The 16,466-nt window shown below is 55.3% G+C and carries 19 protein-coding genes; 8 read left to right on the top strand and 11 right to left on the bottom strand.

Annotated features, from left to right (window positions below):
- Both EV102420_RS18315 and ves read left to right on the top strand, forming a co-directional pair.
- A partial coding sequence (locus EV102420_RS18315) for a Tc toxin subunit A-related protein (RefSeq protein ID WP_042394865.1) occupies positions 1 to 570 on the top strand: 570 nt, incomplete at its 5' end.
- Between the two features lie 203 nt (positions 571 to 773).
- Entirely contained in the window at positions 774 to 1,331 is a 558-nt protein-coding gene (gene ves / locus EV102420_RS18310) for an environmental stress-induced protein Ves (protein WP_042394862.1), read from the top strand.
- A 46-nt stretch (positions 1,332 to 1,377) separates the two neighbouring features.
- On the opposite strand, the gene cho is transcribed toward ves, so the two are convergent.
- Positions 1,378 to 2,253 carry an excinuclease Cho gene (cho, locus tag EV102420_RS18305; protein ID WP_042394860.1) on the bottom strand — a complete coding sequence of 292 codons (876 nt, stop codon included), beginning with the start codon at positions 2,251 to 2,253 and terminating at the stop codon, positions 1,378 to 1,380.
- Positions 2,254 to 2,338: 85 nt separating this feature from the next.
- Positions 2,339 to 3,166 carry an NAD(+) synthase gene (gene nadE, locus EV102420_RS18300; protein WP_042394857.1) on the bottom strand — a complete coding sequence of 276 codons (828 nt, stop codon included), beginning with the start codon at positions 3,164 to 3,166 and terminating at the stop codon, positions 2,339 to 2,341.
- Positions 3,167 to 3,418: 252 nt separating this feature from the next.
- Between nadE and osmE the strand changes: the two genes are divergently transcribed.
- Entirely contained in the window at positions 3,419 to 3,760 is a 342-nt protein-coding gene (gene osmE, locus EV102420_RS18295; protein WP_042394854.1) for an osmotically-inducible lipoprotein OsmE, read from the top strand.
- A 65-nt stretch (positions 3,761 to 3,825) separates the two neighbouring features.
- Here the strand turns inward: osmE and katE are convergent, their stop codons facing one another.
- Positions 3,826 to 6,084 (bottom strand): catalase HPII, encoded by a 2,259-nt coding sequence (gene katE, locus EV102420_RS18290; protein ID WP_042394850.1) that lies wholly within the window; start codon positions 6,082 to 6,084, stop codon positions 3,826 to 3,828.
- A gap of 125 nt (positions 6,085 to 6,209) precedes the next feature.
- Here katE and cedA point away from each other — a divergent pair, with 125 nt between their 5' ends.
- A complete protein-coding gene (gene cedA / locus EV102420_RS18285; protein WP_072015309.1) occupies positions 6,210 to 6,476 on the top strand; it encodes a cell division activator CedA in 267 nt (88 codons plus the stop codon).
- Positions 6,477 to 6,530: 54 nt separating this feature from the next.
- Here the strand turns inward: cedA and EV102420_RS18280 are convergent, their stop codons facing one another.
- The 3 genes from EV102420_RS18280 to hxpB all read right to left on the bottom strand — a co-directional run bounded on the left by EV102420_RS18280 (position 6,531) and on the right by hxpB (position 9,439).
- Entirely contained in the window at positions 6,531 to 7,922 is a 1,392-nt protein-coding gene (locus EV102420_RS18280; protein WP_042394845.1) for an L-cystine transporter, read from the bottom strand.
- Between the two features lie 134 nt (positions 7,923 to 8,056).
- Complete coding sequence (locus EV102420_RS18275; RefSeq protein ID WP_042394875.1) at positions 8,057 to 8,647, bottom strand: metal-dependent hydrolase; 591 nt, start codon at positions 8,645 to 8,647, stop codon at positions 8,057 to 8,059.
- A 123-nt stretch (positions 8,648 to 8,770) separates the two neighbouring features.
- A complete protein-coding gene (hxpB, locus tag EV102420_RS18270) occupies positions 8,771 to 9,439 on the bottom strand; it encodes a hexitol phosphatase HxpB (RefSeq protein ID WP_042394842.1) in 669 nt (222 codons plus the stop codon).
- A 148-nt stretch (positions 9,440 to 9,587) separates the two neighbouring features.
- Between hxpB and EV102420_RS18265 the strand changes: the two genes are divergently transcribed.
- Positions 9,588 to 10,124 carry a YniB family protein gene (locus EV102420_RS18265; RefSeq protein WP_042394840.1) on the top strand — a complete coding sequence of 179 codons (537 nt, stop codon included), beginning with the start codon at positions 9,588 to 9,590 and terminating at the stop codon, positions 10,122 to 10,124.
- Positions 10,125 to 10,151: 27 nt separating this feature from the next.
- Here EV102420_RS18265 and EV102420_RS18260 read toward each other — a convergent pair whose 3' ends face one another.
- From EV102420_RS18260 to pfkB, 3 genes are all read right to left on the bottom strand, one after another.
- Entirely contained in the window at positions 10,152 to 11,012 is an 861-nt protein-coding gene (locus tag EV102420_RS18260) for a fructosamine kinase family protein (RefSeq protein ID WP_042394837.1), read from the bottom strand.
- 103 nt (positions 11,013 to 11,115) lie between these two features.
- Positions 11,116 to 11,409 (bottom strand): type V toxin-antitoxin system endoribonuclease antitoxin GhoS, encoded by a 294-nt coding sequence (ghoS, locus tag EV102420_RS18255; RefSeq protein WP_042394834.1) that lies wholly within the window; start codon positions 11,407 to 11,409, stop codon positions 11,116 to 11,118.
- Between the two features lie 44 nt (positions 11,410 to 11,453).
- Positions 11,454 to 12,386: a 6-phosphofructokinase II gene (pfkB, locus tag EV102420_RS18250; RefSeq protein WP_042394832.1), complete on the bottom strand. Its 933-nt coding sequence runs from the start codon at positions 12,384 to 12,386 to the stop codon at positions 11,454 to 11,456.
- Positions 12,387 to 12,677: 291 nt separating this feature from the next.
- On the opposite strand from pfkB, the gene EV102420_RS18245 reads away from it, so the two are divergent.
- The gene (locus EV102420_RS18245) at positions 12,678 to 13,436 is read left to right on the top strand and encodes a DUF481 domain-containing protein (protein ID WP_042394830.1); all 759 of its coding nucleotides are present in this window, start codon (positions 12,678 to 12,680) and stop codon (positions 13,434 to 13,436) included.
- Between the two features lie 261 nt (positions 13,437 to 13,697).
- Complete coding sequence (locus EV102420_RS18240) at positions 13,698 to 13,931, top strand: YdgH/BhsA/McbA family protein (protein ID WP_042394828.1); 234 nt, start codon at positions 13,698 to 13,700, stop codon at positions 13,929 to 13,931.
- Between the two features lie 129 nt (positions 13,932 to 14,060).
- On the opposite strand, the gene EV102420_RS18235 is transcribed toward EV102420_RS18240, so the two are convergent.
- Entirely contained in the window at positions 14,061 to 15,512 is a 1,452-nt protein-coding gene (locus EV102420_RS18235) for a flagellin N-terminal helical domain-containing protein (protein WP_042394826.1), read from the bottom strand.
- A 208-nt stretch (positions 15,513 to 15,720) separates the two neighbouring features.
- Here EV102420_RS18235 and fumD point away from each other — a divergent pair, with 208 nt between their 5' ends.
- Positions 15,721 to 15,942, top strand: a complete 222-nt coding sequence (gene fumD, locus EV102420_RS18230) for a fumarate hydratase FumD (RefSeq protein WP_042394872.1) — start codon at positions 15,721 to 15,723, stop codon at positions 15,940 to 15,942.
- Between the two features lie 31 nt (positions 15,943 to 15,973).
- On the opposite strand, the gene ymcF is transcribed toward fumD, so the two are convergent.
- A complete protein-coding gene (ymcF, locus tag EV102420_RS23025; RefSeq protein WP_502685196.1) occupies positions 15,974 to 16,147 on the bottom strand; it encodes a cold shock small protein YmcF in 174 nt (57 codons plus the stop codon).
- Positions 16,148 to 16,466: the final 319 nt, after the last annotated feature.

Below are 16,466 nucleotides of genomic sequence, written 5' to 3'. Positions count from 1 at the left end.
ACGCGCCGCCTTGAACTGACCAAAACGATCTCCCTGAAAAAACTGGATAGCAGCGCCTTTGACGATTTGAAAGCCAATGGCACTACCCAGTTCTCCCTCAGTGAATCGCTGTTCGATAACGACTATCCGGGTCATTATCTGCGGCAGATTAAATTTGTGACGATCTCACTTCCTACCTTGGTGGGCCCATATCAGGATGTGAAGATGACGCTGGTCCAGTCCGGCAGTCGCATTTTACTCAAGGCGGATATCAACGGCGTGAACTACCTCAACGACAGCACCACAGGTAGTGCCAGCAATATCATCACTAACCTGCGGGCCAGCGAGGAGATTGCCGTCTCTTCCGGGTTGAATGACAGCGGGATGTTCGTCCTGAACTTTGGTGACGAACGCTACCTGCCGTTTGAAGGTACGGGGGCAATATCGAGCTGGCAGATCGATTTCCCCAATGCTAACAGCGATGAGCAGCAGGCCATTTTGCAGAACCTGAGCGATGTTATTATCCAGGTGCACTACACTGCGCGAAACGGCGGCAGCACCTTCAAGCAGGCTGTAATGAATACGTTGTAAGAAAACCTTACCGCGCTTAAGACCGCCGGTCTTGCTCGCATCCCCCCATCGGGCTGTGGGCAGGTTCGGCGGTTTTTTCTTTATTCCCCTCTTTGTTAGCCGCTAACGAAACGGTATGCTCGTTGCGAACAGCAATCGATAACAAAAAAGCGTGGCGGCCATGACCGTTGCGCGGACGCGCGTGCGCGTCATTGAGGGTGATGATGGAATACTTTGATATTCGTAAAATGCCGGTCAACCTGTGGCGCAATGGCGCAGGCGAGACCCGTGAAATTTGCTGCTTTCCGGCTGCGACCCGTGATTTCGACTGGCGCGCCAGTATTGCCTCCCTTGCCAGCAACGGCGGTTTTCCCCAGTTTACCGGTGTAGATCGGGTGATCACTTTGATTGAAGGGGGAGAGGTGATGCTCGACGGCGGCAGCGCGTTTAACCATACGCTTAAGCGTCTCCAGCCCTTTACCTTTGCTGGCGAGCAGCCGGTCAGGGCGCAGCTTTCCGATGGTCAAATGTCGATGGATTTCAATATCATGACCCGCCGGGATCGCTGTCAGGCGAAGGTGCGCGTTGCCGATCGCACCTTTACGACCTTTGCCTCTCGGGGCGGGGTGGTTTTTGTGCTGAGCGGGGCATGGCAGCTGGGGGATAAGCTACTGACTGCCGACCAGGGCGCCTGGTGGCAGGAGGGGCATCACACGCTGCGGCTGTTGAAATCCGAGGGCCAGTTGCTGTTTAGCGAAATCACCTGGTTGCCGGGCCACTAAGCCTAACTGCTCGCCTGCCGTTGACGCTACGGCAGGCGGGCAAAGGTTACTCTGCGGGCCAGGGCAGCTCGGTAATATCGTGCTGGCCGGTAATCAGCGGTTTGCAGAGGATCTTATAGCCATCCTGATCGAAGCTTGCCTGCGGACGCGGCAGGCTGGCTGCCTCGTCAAGGGAATTTACCGAACCCAGCCACAGCCAGTTATGGATGATATGGTATTGGGTCATCTCTCCGCTGCTCTCTTTCAGCGCAACCGGGCCGCGCCACGGCCAGCACACCAGCCGCGTGCGCTCAAGCGCGTCAATCAGGCGTTGGTTATGCTCCTCCACGCTCTCCTTGCCGCAGCACGCCCCTGCACAGCGGTTGAGCGCTGAGCGGAAACAGCCCCGACCTCGGGTCAGCGACTCCAGCCCCAGCAGGCCGTAGCAGAGCTTTTGCTCATCGGCGATACTTTGCAGCGTTTGCAACGCCGCCCGGCGGTTAGCGAACAGACCATACAGCCCGGGCTGTGCCGAGAAGTCGACCTCGCGGGCATAGACGACCTGCGGTTTTTCCCCCGCCAGCAGAAGAGAGCAGAGCTGGCGATTGCGCCGTAGCCGTTTGTTGAACAGCGGCTGCTGCTCTTTAATCAGCTGTGCCTCCAGCAGCAGGGCACCAATCTCACCGGCGGTACGCACCCAGGTAATGCGCCGGGACTGGCGCAGCATGGCGGCCTCATCGGCGGTGCGAAGATGGGAGAGCACGCGGCTGCGAATATTGATGCTCTTACCGATGTAGAGCGGCATCGCTTCGCTTTCGCCATGGAAAAAATAGACCCCGGGATGCTTAGGTAATGCTTCAAGCCACGGTCGCAAATGTTCGGGATACTCGTAGATAGCCGCCGCCTCAAAATCCAGACGTGGGGCTGATTGACGCCTTGCCACAGATAAACTCCTGATACTGGTTACTTATCCAGTGTAGCAGGCTCTGGCTGGTGAAAAAAGAGGCGGCTTGCGCCGCCTGGGGAATTTATTTCTTCCAGAAGTCGTCGAAAACCGTGATCGGCGGGCGGCGCTTGTGCTCGGTTTTCAGGTACCAGCCTTCGATAATGCGGGCAGTGCCTTCATCCAGCGTTTTGCCTTCCAGATAATCATCAATGTTTTCATAGGTGACACCCAGCGCGGCTTCGTCCGGCAGGGAGGGGCGATCGTCTTCCAGATCCGCCGTTGGCGCTTTTTTGTAGAGATGCTCCGGACAGCCCAGATGCGCCAGGAGCTGTTTACCCTGGCGTTTGTTCAGGCGGAACAGCGGGTTGATATCTGTACCGCCGTCGCCGTACTTGGTATAAAACCCGGTTACCGCCTCTGCGGCATGGTCAGTACCAATCACTACGCCGCCGGTCATGCCAGCAATGCTGTACTGGGCCTTCATACGCTCACGCGCTTTTTCATTGCCGCGAACAAAATCGCTCAGCTCAATGCCCGCTTCGCGCAGGGCCTGCTCGCTAGCCAGCACGGCGGATTTAATGTTTACGGTCAACACGCGGTCCGGCTTGATAAAGCCGATGGCGTCCTGGCAATCCTGCTCGTCAAACTGCACGCCGTAGGGCAGGCGCACGGCGATAAACTGCAGCGCCTCGTTGCCGGTCTCCTGGCGCAGTTCAGTTATGGCCATCTGGCTCAGCTTGCCGGCAAGGGTCGAATCCTGGCCGCCGCTGATGCCAAGCACCAGGGTTTTTAAAAACGGGTGCGCTTTCAGATAGGCTTTAAGAAAATCTACGCTGCGGCGAACTTCTTCTTCCGCATCTACCGTTGGCTTCACGCCAAGCGCTTCAATAATTTCTTGTTGCAGAGTCATTAATCATCCTCCGTTGGTGGCCTGCCGGGCCAGTGGCAATATCGCTCTCTAATAAAGCTAACTCGTCGGCACTGAAACGACAAGGCTATCACCATTGAGTGCCGTAATTTGCGTCGGTTTAGTACCTTATAACAGTTTTATTAGAATTTTCCGAAAGTTATGTCATCACAATCAGCGGGTTGAAAAAAGTTATTTTATATTCCAGGCTTAGATAACGCGCTGATACAACAGCGGATAACAAGAGGAAGGATTATGAATATGAAACTCGCAGGAATTATGGGTGCAGCAGCAGTAATGGCAATGCTGGCAGGGTGTACTGCTTACGATCGTACTAAAGATCAGGTCACCACGCCGGTTGTTAAAGACGTTAAAAAAGGCATGAGCCGTGCGCAGGTTATGCAGGTTGCAGGCAAACCGTCCTCAGAAGTCACCATGATCCACGCTCGTGGTACCTGCCAGACCTATATCCTGGGTCAGCGCGATGGTAAAACCGAAACCTACTTTGTGGCGCTGGACGATACCGGCCACGTGATGAATTCGGGCTATCAGACCTGTGCGGAGTACGACACCGACCCGCAGGCCCCGAAAAAGTAATGCTATTTTAGCCTGAGCAAGAAAAAACCGGCGTAAGCGCCGGTTTTTTTATGCCTTGAGGTCCGTCAGGCCGGGATAGCGCTGATTTTGCTGCCCCGTGACCAGACACGGTGTGTGGCCAGTTGGGTCAGGAAATCATCGACAAAGGTGCCGGATGCGTTATCCGCTTCGACTATACCGGCTTCACCCTGATCGTCCACCTTCAGCGTCTGTTTGAACTGACGCGCATCGCCCGCCAGAGCAATCACCTTCAGGTGCTTATAGGCCTCCAGCAGGTAGTAGGCCGCGTCTCCGTTGTTCAGTAGATTGCTTACGTCACCACCGGGTACGATAACCGCATCAACAGTCACCGAGGGCGATCCGGCAAAGGTGCCCGCCACCGACAGGCTTGAACCATCGTCCGCCGTCACGTGGCCCATCCGCGAGTAGAGCAGTTTTGCATGCACGCCTTTCGCCCGCAGACCTTGCAGGATACTTAACAGCTCGCTGGCCACGACCTTATCGTTAAGCAGAATGGCAACCACGCGGCCCTTAACGCTGGCGTCTGGCTGAGCATAGAGGCTAAGAGATGGATCGCTTGCTATTCCGTTGACCTCTTTGGGCGGGGTGACATTGAGCTGCTCATCCGTCAGGGAGATACCCAGATTTTTCGCGACCGACAGCGCCAGCATGGTATCAACACACGCCAGCTGGTCGACAACCCGCTCGCGGATATACTCACGTACTACCTTACTCAGTTCGAAGCTAAAGGCATCAATAATATGCTGCTGCTCGTGCGGGGTCTGGCTTTGCCAGAACAGGCGCGGGTGGGCATAGTACTCGCCAAACGACGGGCTGCGCTCGCGGATCTTGTTACCTTCTATCCGCTCCTGATAAGACTCAAAGCCGCCGCGTTTTGGGCCAGGAGGCGTTTCTCGCGGCCAGTTATCGTTGATCGAATTCGGCTCGTAGTTCGCCGGATTAGTGTCGATATCCATGCGATGCATGCCGTCGCGCTGGAAGTTGTGATACGGGCAGGTCGGGCGGTTAATGGGAATTTCATGGAAGTTTGGTCCGCCCAGGCGGCTGATCTGCGTATCGGTATAGGAGAAGAGACGCCCCTGCAACAGCGGATCGTTAGTAAAATCTAATCCGGGGACGATATGGCCCGGGTGAAACGCCGCCTGTTCGTTTTCGGCAAAGAAGTTGTCTGGATTACGATTCAGCACCATTTTGCCTACCCGCTGAACCGGCACCAGCGCCTCGGGGATCAGCTTGGTCGGGTCGAGCAGGTCAAAATCAAACTTGAACTCGTCCTCCTCCGGGATCAGCTGTAGCCCCAGCTCGTACTCGGGGAAGTCGCCTGCTTCAATCGCCTCCCACAGATCGCGACGATGAAAATCGGGATCGCGGCCGGTGAGTTTCTGCGACTCATCCCATACCAGCGAGGCTTTACCCGCCACCGGCTTCCAGTGGAAGCGAACAAAGGTTCCTTTGCCTTCGGCGTTAACCAGGCGGAAGGTGTGGATGCCGAAGCCTTCCATGGTACGGTAGCTGCGGGGAATACCGCGATCGGACATGGCCCACATGACGTTGTGCAGCGTCTCTGGCTGCAACGAAACGTAGTCCCAGAAGGTGTCATGAGCGCTCTGACCCTGCGGAATGGCCCAGTGCGGCTCCGGCTTCACCGCATGGACGAAGTCTGGAAACTTGTGCGCATCCTGAATAAAAAATACCGGCGTGTTGTTGCCCACCAGATCGAAGATCCCCTCTTCGGTATAGAATTTGGTGGCGAAGCCGCGAATGTCTCGCACGGTATCCGCCGAGCCCGCGCCGCCCTGCACGGTTGAGAAGCGGACAAAGACCGGGGTGATCTTCTCAGGATCGCTGAGGAAATCCGCTTTGGTAATATCCTTCAGGCTCTTGTAGGGCTGAAAGTAGCCGTGGGCCGCCGAGCCGCGGGCGTGGACGATACGCTCTGGAATGCGTTCGTGGTCAAAGTGGGTGATCTTCTCCCGCAGGATAAAATCCTCCAGCAGCGTCGGACCGCGATTGCCCGCACGCAAGGAGTTTTGATCGTCGCTGATGCGTACCCCCTGGTTGGTGGTCAGGGGAAAATCTTCGCTACCTTTACGGAAGGTCTCCAGCGCGGTGAGCTTCTCGTTATGCGTATCGGGGGCCTTAAGGCTGCCGGGGGCGGTTGGCTGCTCGCCTGGCGGGGTAGGACGGGGATCGGGGCGGTGGGAGTTATCGTCGGGGGCCAGGGAGTCAAGGCCTGGCTTGGATTCACTGGGATCGTGTACCGGGGATTGATGGCCGTGGGGGTTTTTCTCATTATGCGACATTGTGCTCGTCTCCTGTTTTCATTGCTGAAAGGGTGGCCGATGTAACGTCAAAACCCTTATAACTATAGAGCAACCCCGTGTTTTTACCGTGAGATCGGCTATCATAGTGGCTGCCCGTATCTGCAATCTGTTTTAGTGAACCTGCGCTTATGAAATCGTTTCGTCAACAGAACCGTCCAGTTATCAGCTATGTCCCCCGCGTGGAGCCTGCGCCGCCCGATCACGCCAATAAGGTGGAGGGGTTTCGTGATGTCTGGCTGCTGCGTGGTAAGTACGTGGCGTTTGTGCTGATGGGAGAGCATTTCCGTCGGTCGCCGACGTTTAGCATGCCGGAGGCAGCCCAGCGTTGGGCAGAGCAGATGCGTCAGGAAGGAGAGATTGACGAGGCGTAGCGTTGGCCTCAAGAGAAAAATGCCCGGCAGCGAAGGCCGCCGGGCGCAGGAGTTTTAGCGATGCGCCAGTTCGGCACTCTCTTCGCTATTCAACACCTCTTTATCGGTCTGCTTCAGCCACTGGCTGGTGAGCGTCCCGGCGGTCATTGACCCGCTAACGTTCAGTGCGGTACGACCCATATCGATCAGCGGCTCCACGGAGATCAGCAGCGCCACCAGGGTGACCGGCAGGCCCATCGCTGGCAGGACGATCAGCGCGGCGAAGGTAGCACCGCCGCCCACACCTGCTACGCCAGCCGAGCTAATGGTAACCATGCCTACCAGCGTCGCGATCCACAGCGGATCCAGCGGGTTAATACCCACGGTTGGGGCAACCATCACCGCCAGCATGGCCGGGTAGAGACCGGCACAGCCGTTCTGGCCGATAGTGGCACCGAAGGAGGCTGAGAAGCTAGCGATAGACTCCGGCACGCCCAGACGGCGGGTCTGCGCTTCCACGTTCAGCGGAATAGAGGCGGCGCTGGAGCGGCTGGTGAAGGCAAAGGTCAGCACCGGCCAGACTTTACGGAAGTATTTCAGTGGACTCACGCCGTTGACTGCCAGCAGGATCGCGTGCACCACAAACATGATCCCCAGGCCCAGGTAGGAGGCGACCACAAAGCTGCCGAGCTTGATAATGTCTTGCAGGTTGGAGCCTGCCACGACTTTGGTCATCAGCGCCAGCACGCCGTACGGCGTCAGCTGCATCACCAGGCGCACCAGCTTCATCACCCAGCTCTGCAGGGTATCGATGGCGGTCAGCACGCGCTGGCCTTTCGGCGCATCGTCCTTCAGCAGCTTCAGTGCAGCCACGCCGAGGAAGGCGGCAAAAATCACCACGCTGATGATGGAGGTCGGGTTAGCCCCGGTCAGATCGGCAAACGGGTTTTTCGGGACGAAGGAGAGCAGCAGCTGCGGCACGCTCAGATCGGCGACCTTGCCCGCGTAGTTGCTTTGAATGGCGTTCAGGCGCGCGGTTTCTGCCGTACCCTGTACCAGCCCTTCGGCGGTGAGGCCAAACAGGTTCGTCACCAGCACCCCGACCAGCGCTGCGATCAGCGTGGTAAACAGCAGCGTACCGATGGTTAATACGCTGATTTTACCCAGCTGGGAGGCGTTATGCAGACGGGCCACCGCGCTAAGAATAGAGGCGAATACCAGCGGCATGACGATCATCTGCAGCAGTTGCACATAGCCGTTACCGACCACGTTAAACCACTGGATGGAATCTTTCAGTACCTGGCTGTCCGCACCATAGATGGCTTGCAGCACCAGACCAAATACCACGCCGATCGCCAGACCGACCAGCACTTTCTTTGCCAGACTCCACTGCTTGTGGCGCGTCTGCGCCAGCAGAAATAGCAATGCTACGAACACCACGATGTTCGCAATTAAAGGGAAATTCATTTCAGATCTCCTGAACGGTTTTTTATCAGGCGGCGCGTGCATGCCGCCCTGTTGCCGCCAAGGTTAGCAGAAGTGTGATTTAGGTCTTATATCCAAATGGAATGGGTTATAAGGAAATGGTTGAATTCGTCTGGTTAATGACCGGATTGCTGATTTATAAAGCGAGTGAACTCACCTTGCACGGTATTGATAACCTGCGATGACCAGCGCACGGCGCTGTTATCGGGTACGCTCTGTGGCATCCAGACGGCATAGGTAAAGAGCACCATGCAGAGCACGCGCTCAAGCTGGTTACCGCGCTGCGGCCTGAGAATAGGCAGGCGGAAACGCCAGCGGCAGGGCCAGAGCAGTGGGACGCCGGCAGGGGTCAGCATATCGGCCAGGATATGGCTCAGGTAGCCCAGCACCATGCCCTGCAACACATCGGCAGGGATAAACCAGCTATCAGGCACCTTAAGATAGAAAAGCGTCACGGCGATAAATACCGCCAGCAGGCTATGGGTAAAGCCACGGTGGCCAAAGGCCCGGGCGATCGGTTTCGAGATCCACTTCAGGCGCTGACCGAGAAACGATTTCGGATGATCGATATCCGGCAGCAGGCAGGTGACAATAGCTGAGGGAATGATATGCCACCAGTCCCCTTGTGCAAGCACAGGGGTAAGCTCGGCGTTTTTGGCAAACACCGCGCAGGCAATGGAAAAAAGGAGGTGTCCTTCCGCCGTCATGATCATACTCACTCAACTGTCGAAGTATACAGTATAGGGTTTTTGTACAGTAGGCGGAAGAGGTGACGGTGTAACACTTTGTCACCGTTTTACATTTTTTTTCTCAGGCAGGCAAAATGCGCGTTATCCGCGCAAATCTTGCTCGGTGAGCTGGGCGAGCGACGTCAGCTTGACGTTAGCCAGCGCATAACGCGGATCGTGACGATTCTCCTCCGCAGGCACGACGATGGCGCGCATCCGGGCCGCTTTTGCCGCAATCATCCCGTTCACCGAGTCCTCCAGCGCTACGCAGGAGAGGGGATCGACCCCAAGCTTTGCCGCGCAGTCAAGGTAGACCTGCGGATGGGGTTTGCTGTAGGGAAGCGTCTGCGCCGAAGCGAGGGCATCAAAGGCGTCGCTCAGCTCGAAAAGGGACAGCACTTTCTCCAGCATATAGAGCGGCGAGGCCGACGCCAGGCCAACTTTTAATCCTTTAGCTTTACAGAGCGCCAGCGCCTCACGCACGCCGGGCAGCAGCGGACGTTGCTCATCGACCAGGGAGATAGCGCGCTGGATGATCCTGTCTGTCACCTCCTGTTTCCCCGGCCCGCTCCAGGGCTGCATGGCGTACCACAGATCGACCACCATATCGATACGCAGGCCTAGGGTATCGGGCATCTCATGGCGACGGGTAACATCGACGCCAAGGCTGGATATCACCTCCAGTTCGGCCCGGTCCCAAAGCGGCTCGGAGTCGATAAGTAAGCCATCCATATCAAAAATAGCGGCGAGGATCTGACGCGGGGTTGACATAACAACCTCTCCTTGTGAGTGGAATAAATAGACAGATGAACGTTCATTATGGCTGTTGTACGAGGATAACGCTTTTAAAGGCGGGCGAAAATCCCGTTCAGAAGGTAGACTTAACCAGCAAATGGAACGTCTTAAACAAGGGGAATTCATGACGTATCAACAAGCTGGACGCATTGCCGTGCTCAAGCGCGTTTTGGGATGGGTGATTTTTATCCCGGCGGTGGTTTCCACCCTGATTTCCGTATTTAAATTTATGTACGACCACAGCGAGAAGCAGCCGGGGATCAACGCCGTGATGCTGGATTTCGCCCATGTTATGATTGAGATGATGCGTTTCAATACGCCGTTTCTCAATGTTTTCTGGTACAACTCGCCGACGCCAGATTTTCACCACAAGCTGAATATCGGCTTCTGGGTTATTTACGCCCTGATTTTTGTCGGCCTGGCGCTCCAGGCCTCTGGGGCGCGCATGAGCCGCCAGACCCGCTTCCTGCGTGAGGGCGTTGAAGATCAGCTCATCCTTGAGAAGGCGAAGGGGGCGGACGGGTTAACCCGCGAGCAGATCGAATCGCGTATTGTCGTACCGCGCCATACCATCTTCCTGCAAATCTTCCCGCTCTACGTGCTGCCGGTGATTGTCATTATTGCTGGCTACTTCTTCTTTACCCTGCTCGGATTTATGTAGCCAGGACGCTAATACTGGCTGCGCCGATTACGCGGCCAGTATTCTGTCCAGCGCCTGCTGGGCCGTCACCAGATGCTGCCCGCCAAAGAGGATCGCCCGATTAAACAGCGTATAGAGCTGGTAGATCGGCTGACGCTCCAGGAAGTCGTTCGGCAGAGGCAGCACCGACTGATAGCCGTCATAGATCTGCGGCGGCTGCTCCGGATGCAGCGGCAGCATCGCCAAGTCGCACTCTCTGTCTCCCCAGTAGCAGGCTGGATCAAAAATGTAGGGACCGTTCGGGCCCAGCGCACAGTTATTTGACCAGAGGTCGCCATGCAGCAGAGAGGGCTGCGGCTGATGGGAGGCGAGGCGCTGCTGAACATGTTCGACGATGGCATCGATATTGCCAAAGGCGAGACCCTTCTCTGCCGCCAGCTCAAGCTGCCAGCCGATACGCTGCTCCGCGAAAAAGGTCGACCAGCGGCGCTGCCAGGCGTTCGGCTGCGGCGTGGTTGAGAGATCGTTGTCGAAGTCGAGGCCGAACTGCGGCTGCTCGCTCCACTGGTGCAGCCGGGCCAGCTGCTGGCCGAGCAGAAAGGCGTTATGCGCATCCAGCGGGCGGGCAGGGAGGTAGGCCATGACCAGAAAACTGTAATCGCGATCGCTGCCTACCGCCGCCACCTCCGGGACGCTAACCGTATGGCTGCGTGCCAGAAGCTCAAGCTGATCCGCTTCGGCGGTGAAGATAGGCAGCATCTCGCGTTCATCGCACTTCACGAACAGATCGCGACCACCGAAGCGGATGTGCCATGCGGCATGGATCTCTCCGCCCGGCAGTTCATTGCGCAGCTCAATTTCGCCTTCACCAAGCTGCTCGTTTAATAGACGACTCACCGCTTGCCACATGCTCTCTCTCCCCTGCAATCTGCCAGATTAAAGGTTAGCGCGCTAACGCAGCATAAAATACGATTCTGCGCACAGCCTGCAAGCCAGGCGAGCGCGATCGCATTTATTGCTGCTGCGTCTTCAGCCAGTTCTCCCAGGTCATAACCTCAATCTCAGGCCGTTGATCGATGGCGCTTTCCGCCAGCGCTAACGCCTGCTCCTTAATATCATCTTCATTCAGCGGACTGACCAGGCCGAACGTATTGGTTCCCAGTTCATGAACCTTGCCATCGTCATCGCTCAGGGTTAGGAGATACCCGGCAAGCGTGAAGGTGTTATTAAGCTCGTTGATTTCAGTCAAACTATGCTCGTGAAATTTTACCGTTATTACGTAGCGAGTGATATCCCCACTGGCCATAGCTCACCTCATTGTTATCGCACTTTTTTCAGCTTAGACGATTATCATTTTTGGCAAAGATAATCATATATTTTTTGTGTGTCTTCTTGCGCACAAAGGCGCGTACCGTGGTTGATCGTCGCGGCGCTGCCGGCGGCCACGCCATAGCGCACCATATCCTCCAGCGAGGCATTCTCCGCCAGCTTCAGCGTCATCGCCCCGACCATACTGTCACCTGCGCCCACCGTACTTTGGCTTTTAACCGGGGGAGGAACCACCTGCACGCACTGCTGCTCATCTACGCCCAGCGCCCCCTGTGGACCGAGGGAGACCACGACACGCTTTGCCTTGCCGCTGTTGACCAGCTCCTCGGCGGCCTTGCGGACGTCATCAGGCTGAGTGAGATCCCGGTTGACCAGCGCGGCCAGCTCTTTCTGGTTAGGCTTCACCAGCTCGATACCGCCAATCTCCAGCGCAGCAGCTAAGGCGTCGCCGGAGCTGTCAATAATGCAGCGAATGCCATTGTTCTGCGCTGCCTTAATAAGCTGGCTCATCTTTTCTACCGGGACGCCTGGCGGCAGGCTGCCGCTGATCACTAGCAGCGATCCCTTCTCTATCGTCAGCACCTGCTCTTCAAGCTGGCGGAACTCATCGTCGCTTAGCGCAGCGCCGGGCATCACAAAGCGATACTGCTCGCCGCTGGACTCAACGTGCACGTGCAGGTTTTGTCGCGTCCAGTCATGGGTCGCCACCTGGCGTGTGGTGACTTTTTCATCGGCCAGCAGGGCGGCGAGGTGTTCTCCCGTCGCGCCGCCTGCGGGGAAGATGGCCGTGGCGCGTCCGCCGAGATGCACGATAGCGCGCGCCACGTTAATGCCGCCGCCGCCGGGTTCAAAAACCGGCGCGGTGCAGCGTAGCTTGCCTTCGGGATAGATCTGGGGCGTCAGCGTCGCGCTGTCCAGCGACGGGGCAAGGGTCAGAGTATAGACTGCTGTCATTTTCATCTCCTTTCGCGTGGTTGCCCTAAGCCTGGCACTGAATCGCGGGAAGGGAAAGTAAATAACAGCATGATTTTCCGAATAAATACGCATCAAAGTCAAAGAAAGGCATTATACGTTTATCGGGGGTTTGAGAGCGCTCTTATTCAAAAAACGAAAGAAGAATACATTGCTATGTTATTTGAGCCTTTTTATAATTTGTTACCTTTCTTCAGATTGCTAAACATTGATCCTGAAGGAAGTTTCCAGGACCGTAGGTCCTCTTTTTTTTGCTGTACGGACTCTTTATAAATGAAGCTTTTGAAGACAGTACCCGCTGTTGTTATCCTGGCGGGAGGCGTGCTTGCGTCAATCAATGCTGCCGCAGATGATACCGTTTTTACTGTCATGGACGATCCCTCCTCAGCACAGAAACCCTTCGAAGGTAATGTGAATGCAGGCTACCTGAACCAATCAGGTAATACGAAAAGTTCCTCCCTGACCGCTGACTCAACGCTGACCTGGTACGGCAACACCACCGCATGGTCACTCTGGGGAAACGCCAGCAATACCTCCTCTAACGATGAGCGCTCTTCAGAAAAGTATGCAGTGGGTGGTCGTGCGCGTTATAACGTGACCGACGCTGACTATATTTTTGGCCAGGCGAGCTGGCTTACCGACCGCTACAATGGCTATCGCCAGCGCGATATTTTGACCGCCGGTTACGGTCGCCAGTTCCTGAATGGCCCGGTGCACAGCCTGCGTTTTGAATTCGGTCCGGGTGTGCGCTATGACGAGTATACCGACGGCGATAGCGAAACCCAGCCGCTGGGTTATGCTTCCGGCGCCTATACCTGGCAATTCACCGATAACGCCAAATTTACCCAGGGCGTATCGGTATTCGGCGCAGACGATACCACGTTAAACTCCGAGACCGCGCTCAACGTGGCGATCAACGAGCACTTTGGGCTGAAGGTAGCCTACAACGTGACGTGGAACTCTGAGCCACCGGCGTCCGCGCCAGAGCACACCGATCGCCGCACCGTCGTTTCGCTGGGCTATAAAATGTAATTGATTTTGGGCCGGTTATTCCGGCCCGCTTCAGCATTCACATTTCGTGCTATTAAACTCCGTAACAACGTTTTATTTCCCCGAGAAAAGCGTTTCTCCTTTTTCTCTCCTTAATTTCATCTGCCGCAACACCTTCAATTTATTTGACACTTTTTGATAAATAAACTGACTAGGCAAAAGTGTGATCTAGATCTACACTTTACGCATAGGCAAAAACAAGCCTTTGCAGTCATGTATTAATTCAAATAGAGAAGAAACATCATGAAAACAATCAAAACACTCGCCGCCGCCACGGTGCTTTCCGCACTCTCTTTTGGCGCATTCGCGGCTCAGCCAAGCTATAACACTGCCAGTCAAACCACCTACCCAAGCGCCACGTTCAGCGTTACGGATACTGAAGCCGGCTCGAATATTCAGCCTGGTTCTCAAAATACGGGACGTTCTACGGATGATGCTTTCAATGCCAAGACCCTTGTTGCTGGCGAATGGTATTAATGTTCTTAGCGTTTAATCTGCCGTGCTATTTTACCTTCAGGCATCTGCCTGATTAAGCAAAAAACCGGAGCATGCTGTCCCGGTTTTTTTATATCTGTCATTCTGTGTAAACTTTTCTAATTTTCGTATTTATCCGCGTAATAAAGAAAGTAGATTTTCAGGTGCCTGGTTCGCTATTTTCAGCACCGCATTTTGGCTCTCCTGCAAAATTTGCGCTTTGAGCATTTTGCTGGTTTCCAGTGCATAATCAGCATCCTGGATACGGCTCTGGGCGGATTGCGTCGCAACCTTCTGCTGCGCCAGCACCGACTTGCTGGATTCGAAGCGGTTGATTGCCGCGCCATACTGCGAGCGGTAACCATCTACTTTAGCCAGTGCAGTGTCGAGCTTACCCATCGCCGAGCGAGCCGACTGGACAGTATCCAGACGGGCGTCATTAATACCGAGCGTTTTGGTATCCGCAGGGGTGGGCTCCAGGGTCGTTGAGCGAATTTCATCGCCAAAGTTGGCGCTGGTAACCACCTGATAAGGGATACTCTTTTTCGGCGGTGTGGCAGGCTGGGCGGTCGGCGCCTCCAGGTTTCCCCAGGTCAGCTTGCTGGTGAAGGAGCCATTGCCGACTACAACGACGATCAAGTCTTCATTCACATTGTCGATAGTGACCCGTTCCAGCAGATTTGCACCGTTGTTGCCGTCGTTAAAGCCGCCGGTAGTGCTGTCCTCATAGCGATCGCCATCGCCGCTATAGGTGATATTCATACCGTTATAGCTGAGGGAGGCACCGCCGTTAATATCCCATGCCGCGCCGCCCTCAATCAGCTGAGAGTCATCATAGGTGGCACCGCTCTGGAAGCCATTGGCCTGCGAGAGCAGGCGCGTATTTGCGCTGGCGGAATCGGTAATGCTGTTGCTCACCCAGGTATAATCCGGATCGCTGCCGTTAATTGGCGTGCCTGCCAGATGTTTACCGTCGCGGGTAAAGAGCTGAATATCATCATCCGCGCCGAGGGAGTTAATGGTAATGGCGATATTGGTCGAACCGGCCGGAATATAAGCCAGCGGAATGACGCCCGAGGTGAAGGAGTAATCTTTGTTTGCTATGGGGAACTTGGTATTTACCGGCGCAACGTTGCCTAGCAGCGCTGGCGGCAGCTCAGGATTTTCGGTAGCCAGCGGATAAAGGCCAAAGATCTCGGTACCTTCAGAGATACTGTCGATCCCGGCGAGAATGCTGGCGAATTCGTTTTGAATACTGGCGCGATCGCTCTCTGAGAGCGAGTCGTTGACCGACTGAATAGCCAGACCCTTGGCTCGGATCAGCATGGAGCTGATCGAACCGAGGCTGCTCTCTGCGGTTTGCGCGAGGCTGATGGCGTCATCAAGCCCGCGGGAAACCACGGTATCAGCGTTTATGTTTGCGCCCATCCGGTTGGCAATAGCAAGACCTGCGGCATCATCCTTGGCACCATTAATCCGCAGTCCGGACGCGAGCCGTTCGATCGATTGCTGAAGGATCGAAGAGGTTCCCGGCCGGGCTTTCAGATTGAGGCCTGCAATAACGTTATGATTTATCGATTGCATGTGTTGTGTCGCGATGCTGTTTGCCCAATGTAGGCTATATCATCGGCAAAATTTGGCTTAACTTTACACCAATACGGCCAACGAAAAACGGTAGCACCGGGCATGCCGCCGCCTAAATATCGGGATAGTGCGCCGGATCGCTTGACGTTTGCAGGGTTTTTCTATGTGCTATGCCTTTAAATTCAGCAACAAACGGAGAGAGGGCACCATGGGTAACCAGGCAAAAGAGAGCGAGCTGTATGATGAGATGTGCCGCGTGGTGGGTAAAGTTGTGCTGGAGATGCGCGATTTAGGCCAGGAGCCAAAGCATATTGTTATTGCCGGCGTGCTGCGTACGGCCCTTGCTAACCAGCGGGTTAAACGTAGCGAGCTGACCCGGCAGGCAATGGAGACGGTCATTAATGCGCTTGTTCCTGAGAGTAAAGCCTGAACAGCGAAAAGGCCTCTTGCGAAGCCTTTATTTAATCTGTCACTTTATTCATTTGTCTGGTCGCGGGAATGCACATCGATGCGGTAAGTCGTTCCCCACAGGTTGCACATATTGCACCGTGTGGAAGCTTTTTTTCAGCGTTGTGCATAGAAAACCGAAACCTAAAACCATTGCAGACGGGACACTGAAATTTGAGGTTTGGAATAACCCCTCCGGTCCGTTGAGTGGAAATGCTACCCTAGCACGTCTATTTGCGTACCAGGGATATATCGTCACATTAACAACGCTTTTTTTGTCACCATTTCCTAATAAGCCAGTTTTAATGCCTTTAGCTGCCTTTATTAATTTTATTGCTAAGGCTTTTCACTGTTTAATTTTACACAATTATGACAAACCGCCGGGCTGCCCCTGCTGAATTAGGCTTATCGGGCCGGTTCGGCTAATAGAATGCAACGCGAGCCTTTTAACTCACTGATTAGACGTGTAGTATCAGGGGTGAGCTTATCAACAGCCGAGCAGGGTGC

Origin of the sequence: Pseudescherichia vulneris NBRC 102420 (genome assembly GCF_000759795.1) — a bacterium.
In the GTDB taxonomy this organism is placed as follows: Bacteria; Pseudomonadota; Gammaproteobacteria; order Enterobacterales; family Enterobacteriaceae; genus Pseudescherichia; species Pseudescherichia vulneris.
Note: the sequence above shows the minus strand (reverse complement) of the source record. Positions and strands in the feature narration are given on the sequence as shown.

Coding starts and splice junctions, on each gene's coding strand:
- ghoS (WP_042394834.1), bottom strand. CDS start 11,409: ATGGCCAGTGGGGATATCACTCGCTACGTAATAACGGTAAAATTTCAC.
- hxpB (WP_042394842.1), bottom strand. CDS start 9,439: ATGTCAACCCCGCGTCAGATCCTCGCCGCTATTTTTGATATGGATGGC.
- EV102420_RS18260 (WP_042394837.1), bottom strand. CDS start 11,012: ATGTGGCAAGCGGTGAGTCGTCTATTAAACGAGCAGCTTGGTGAAGGC.
- nadE (WP_042394857.1), bottom strand. CDS start 3,166: ATGACTCTGCAACAAGAAATTATTGAAGCGCTTGGCGTGAAGCCAACG.
- EV102420_RS18275 (WP_042394875.1), bottom strand. CDS start 8,647: ATGACGGCGGAAGGACACCTCCTTTTTTCCATTGCCTGCGCGGTGTTT.
- EV102420_RS18235 (WP_042394826.1), bottom strand. CDS start 15,512: ATGCAATCGATAAATCATAACGTTATTGCAGGCCTCAATCTGAAAGCC.
- EV102420_RS18265 (WP_042394840.1), top strand. CDS start 9,588: ATGACGTATCAACAAGCTGGACGCATTGCCGTGCTCAAGCGCGTTTTG.
- katE (WP_042394850.1), bottom strand. CDS start 6,084: ATGTCGCATAATGAGAAAAACCCCCACGGCCATCAATCCCCGGTACAC.
- fumD (WP_042394872.1), top strand. CDS start 15,721: ATGGGTAACCAGGCAAAAGAGAGCGAGCTGTATGATGAGATGTGCCGC.
- EV102420_RS18280 (WP_042394845.1), bottom strand. CDS start 7,922: ATGAATTTCCCTTTAATTGCGAACATCGTGGTGTTCGTAGCATTGCTA.
- EV102420_RS18245 (WP_042394830.1), top strand. CDS start 12,678: ATGAAGCTTTTGAAGACAGTACCCGCTGTTGTTATCCTGGCGGGAGGC.
- ves (WP_042394862.1), top strand. CDS start 774: ATGGAATACTTTGATATTCGTAAAATGCCGGTCAACCTGTGGCGCAAT.
- EV102420_RS18240 (WP_042394828.1), top strand. CDS start 13,698: ATGAAAACAATCAAAACACTCGCCGCCGCCACGGTGCTTTCCGCACTC.
- osmE (WP_042394854.1), top strand. CDS start 3,419: ATGAATATGAAACTCGCAGGAATTATGGGTGCAGCAGCAGTAATGGCA.
- pfkB (WP_042394832.1), bottom strand. CDS start 12,386: ATGACAGCAGTCTATACTCTGACCCTTGCCCCGTCGCTGGACAGCGCG.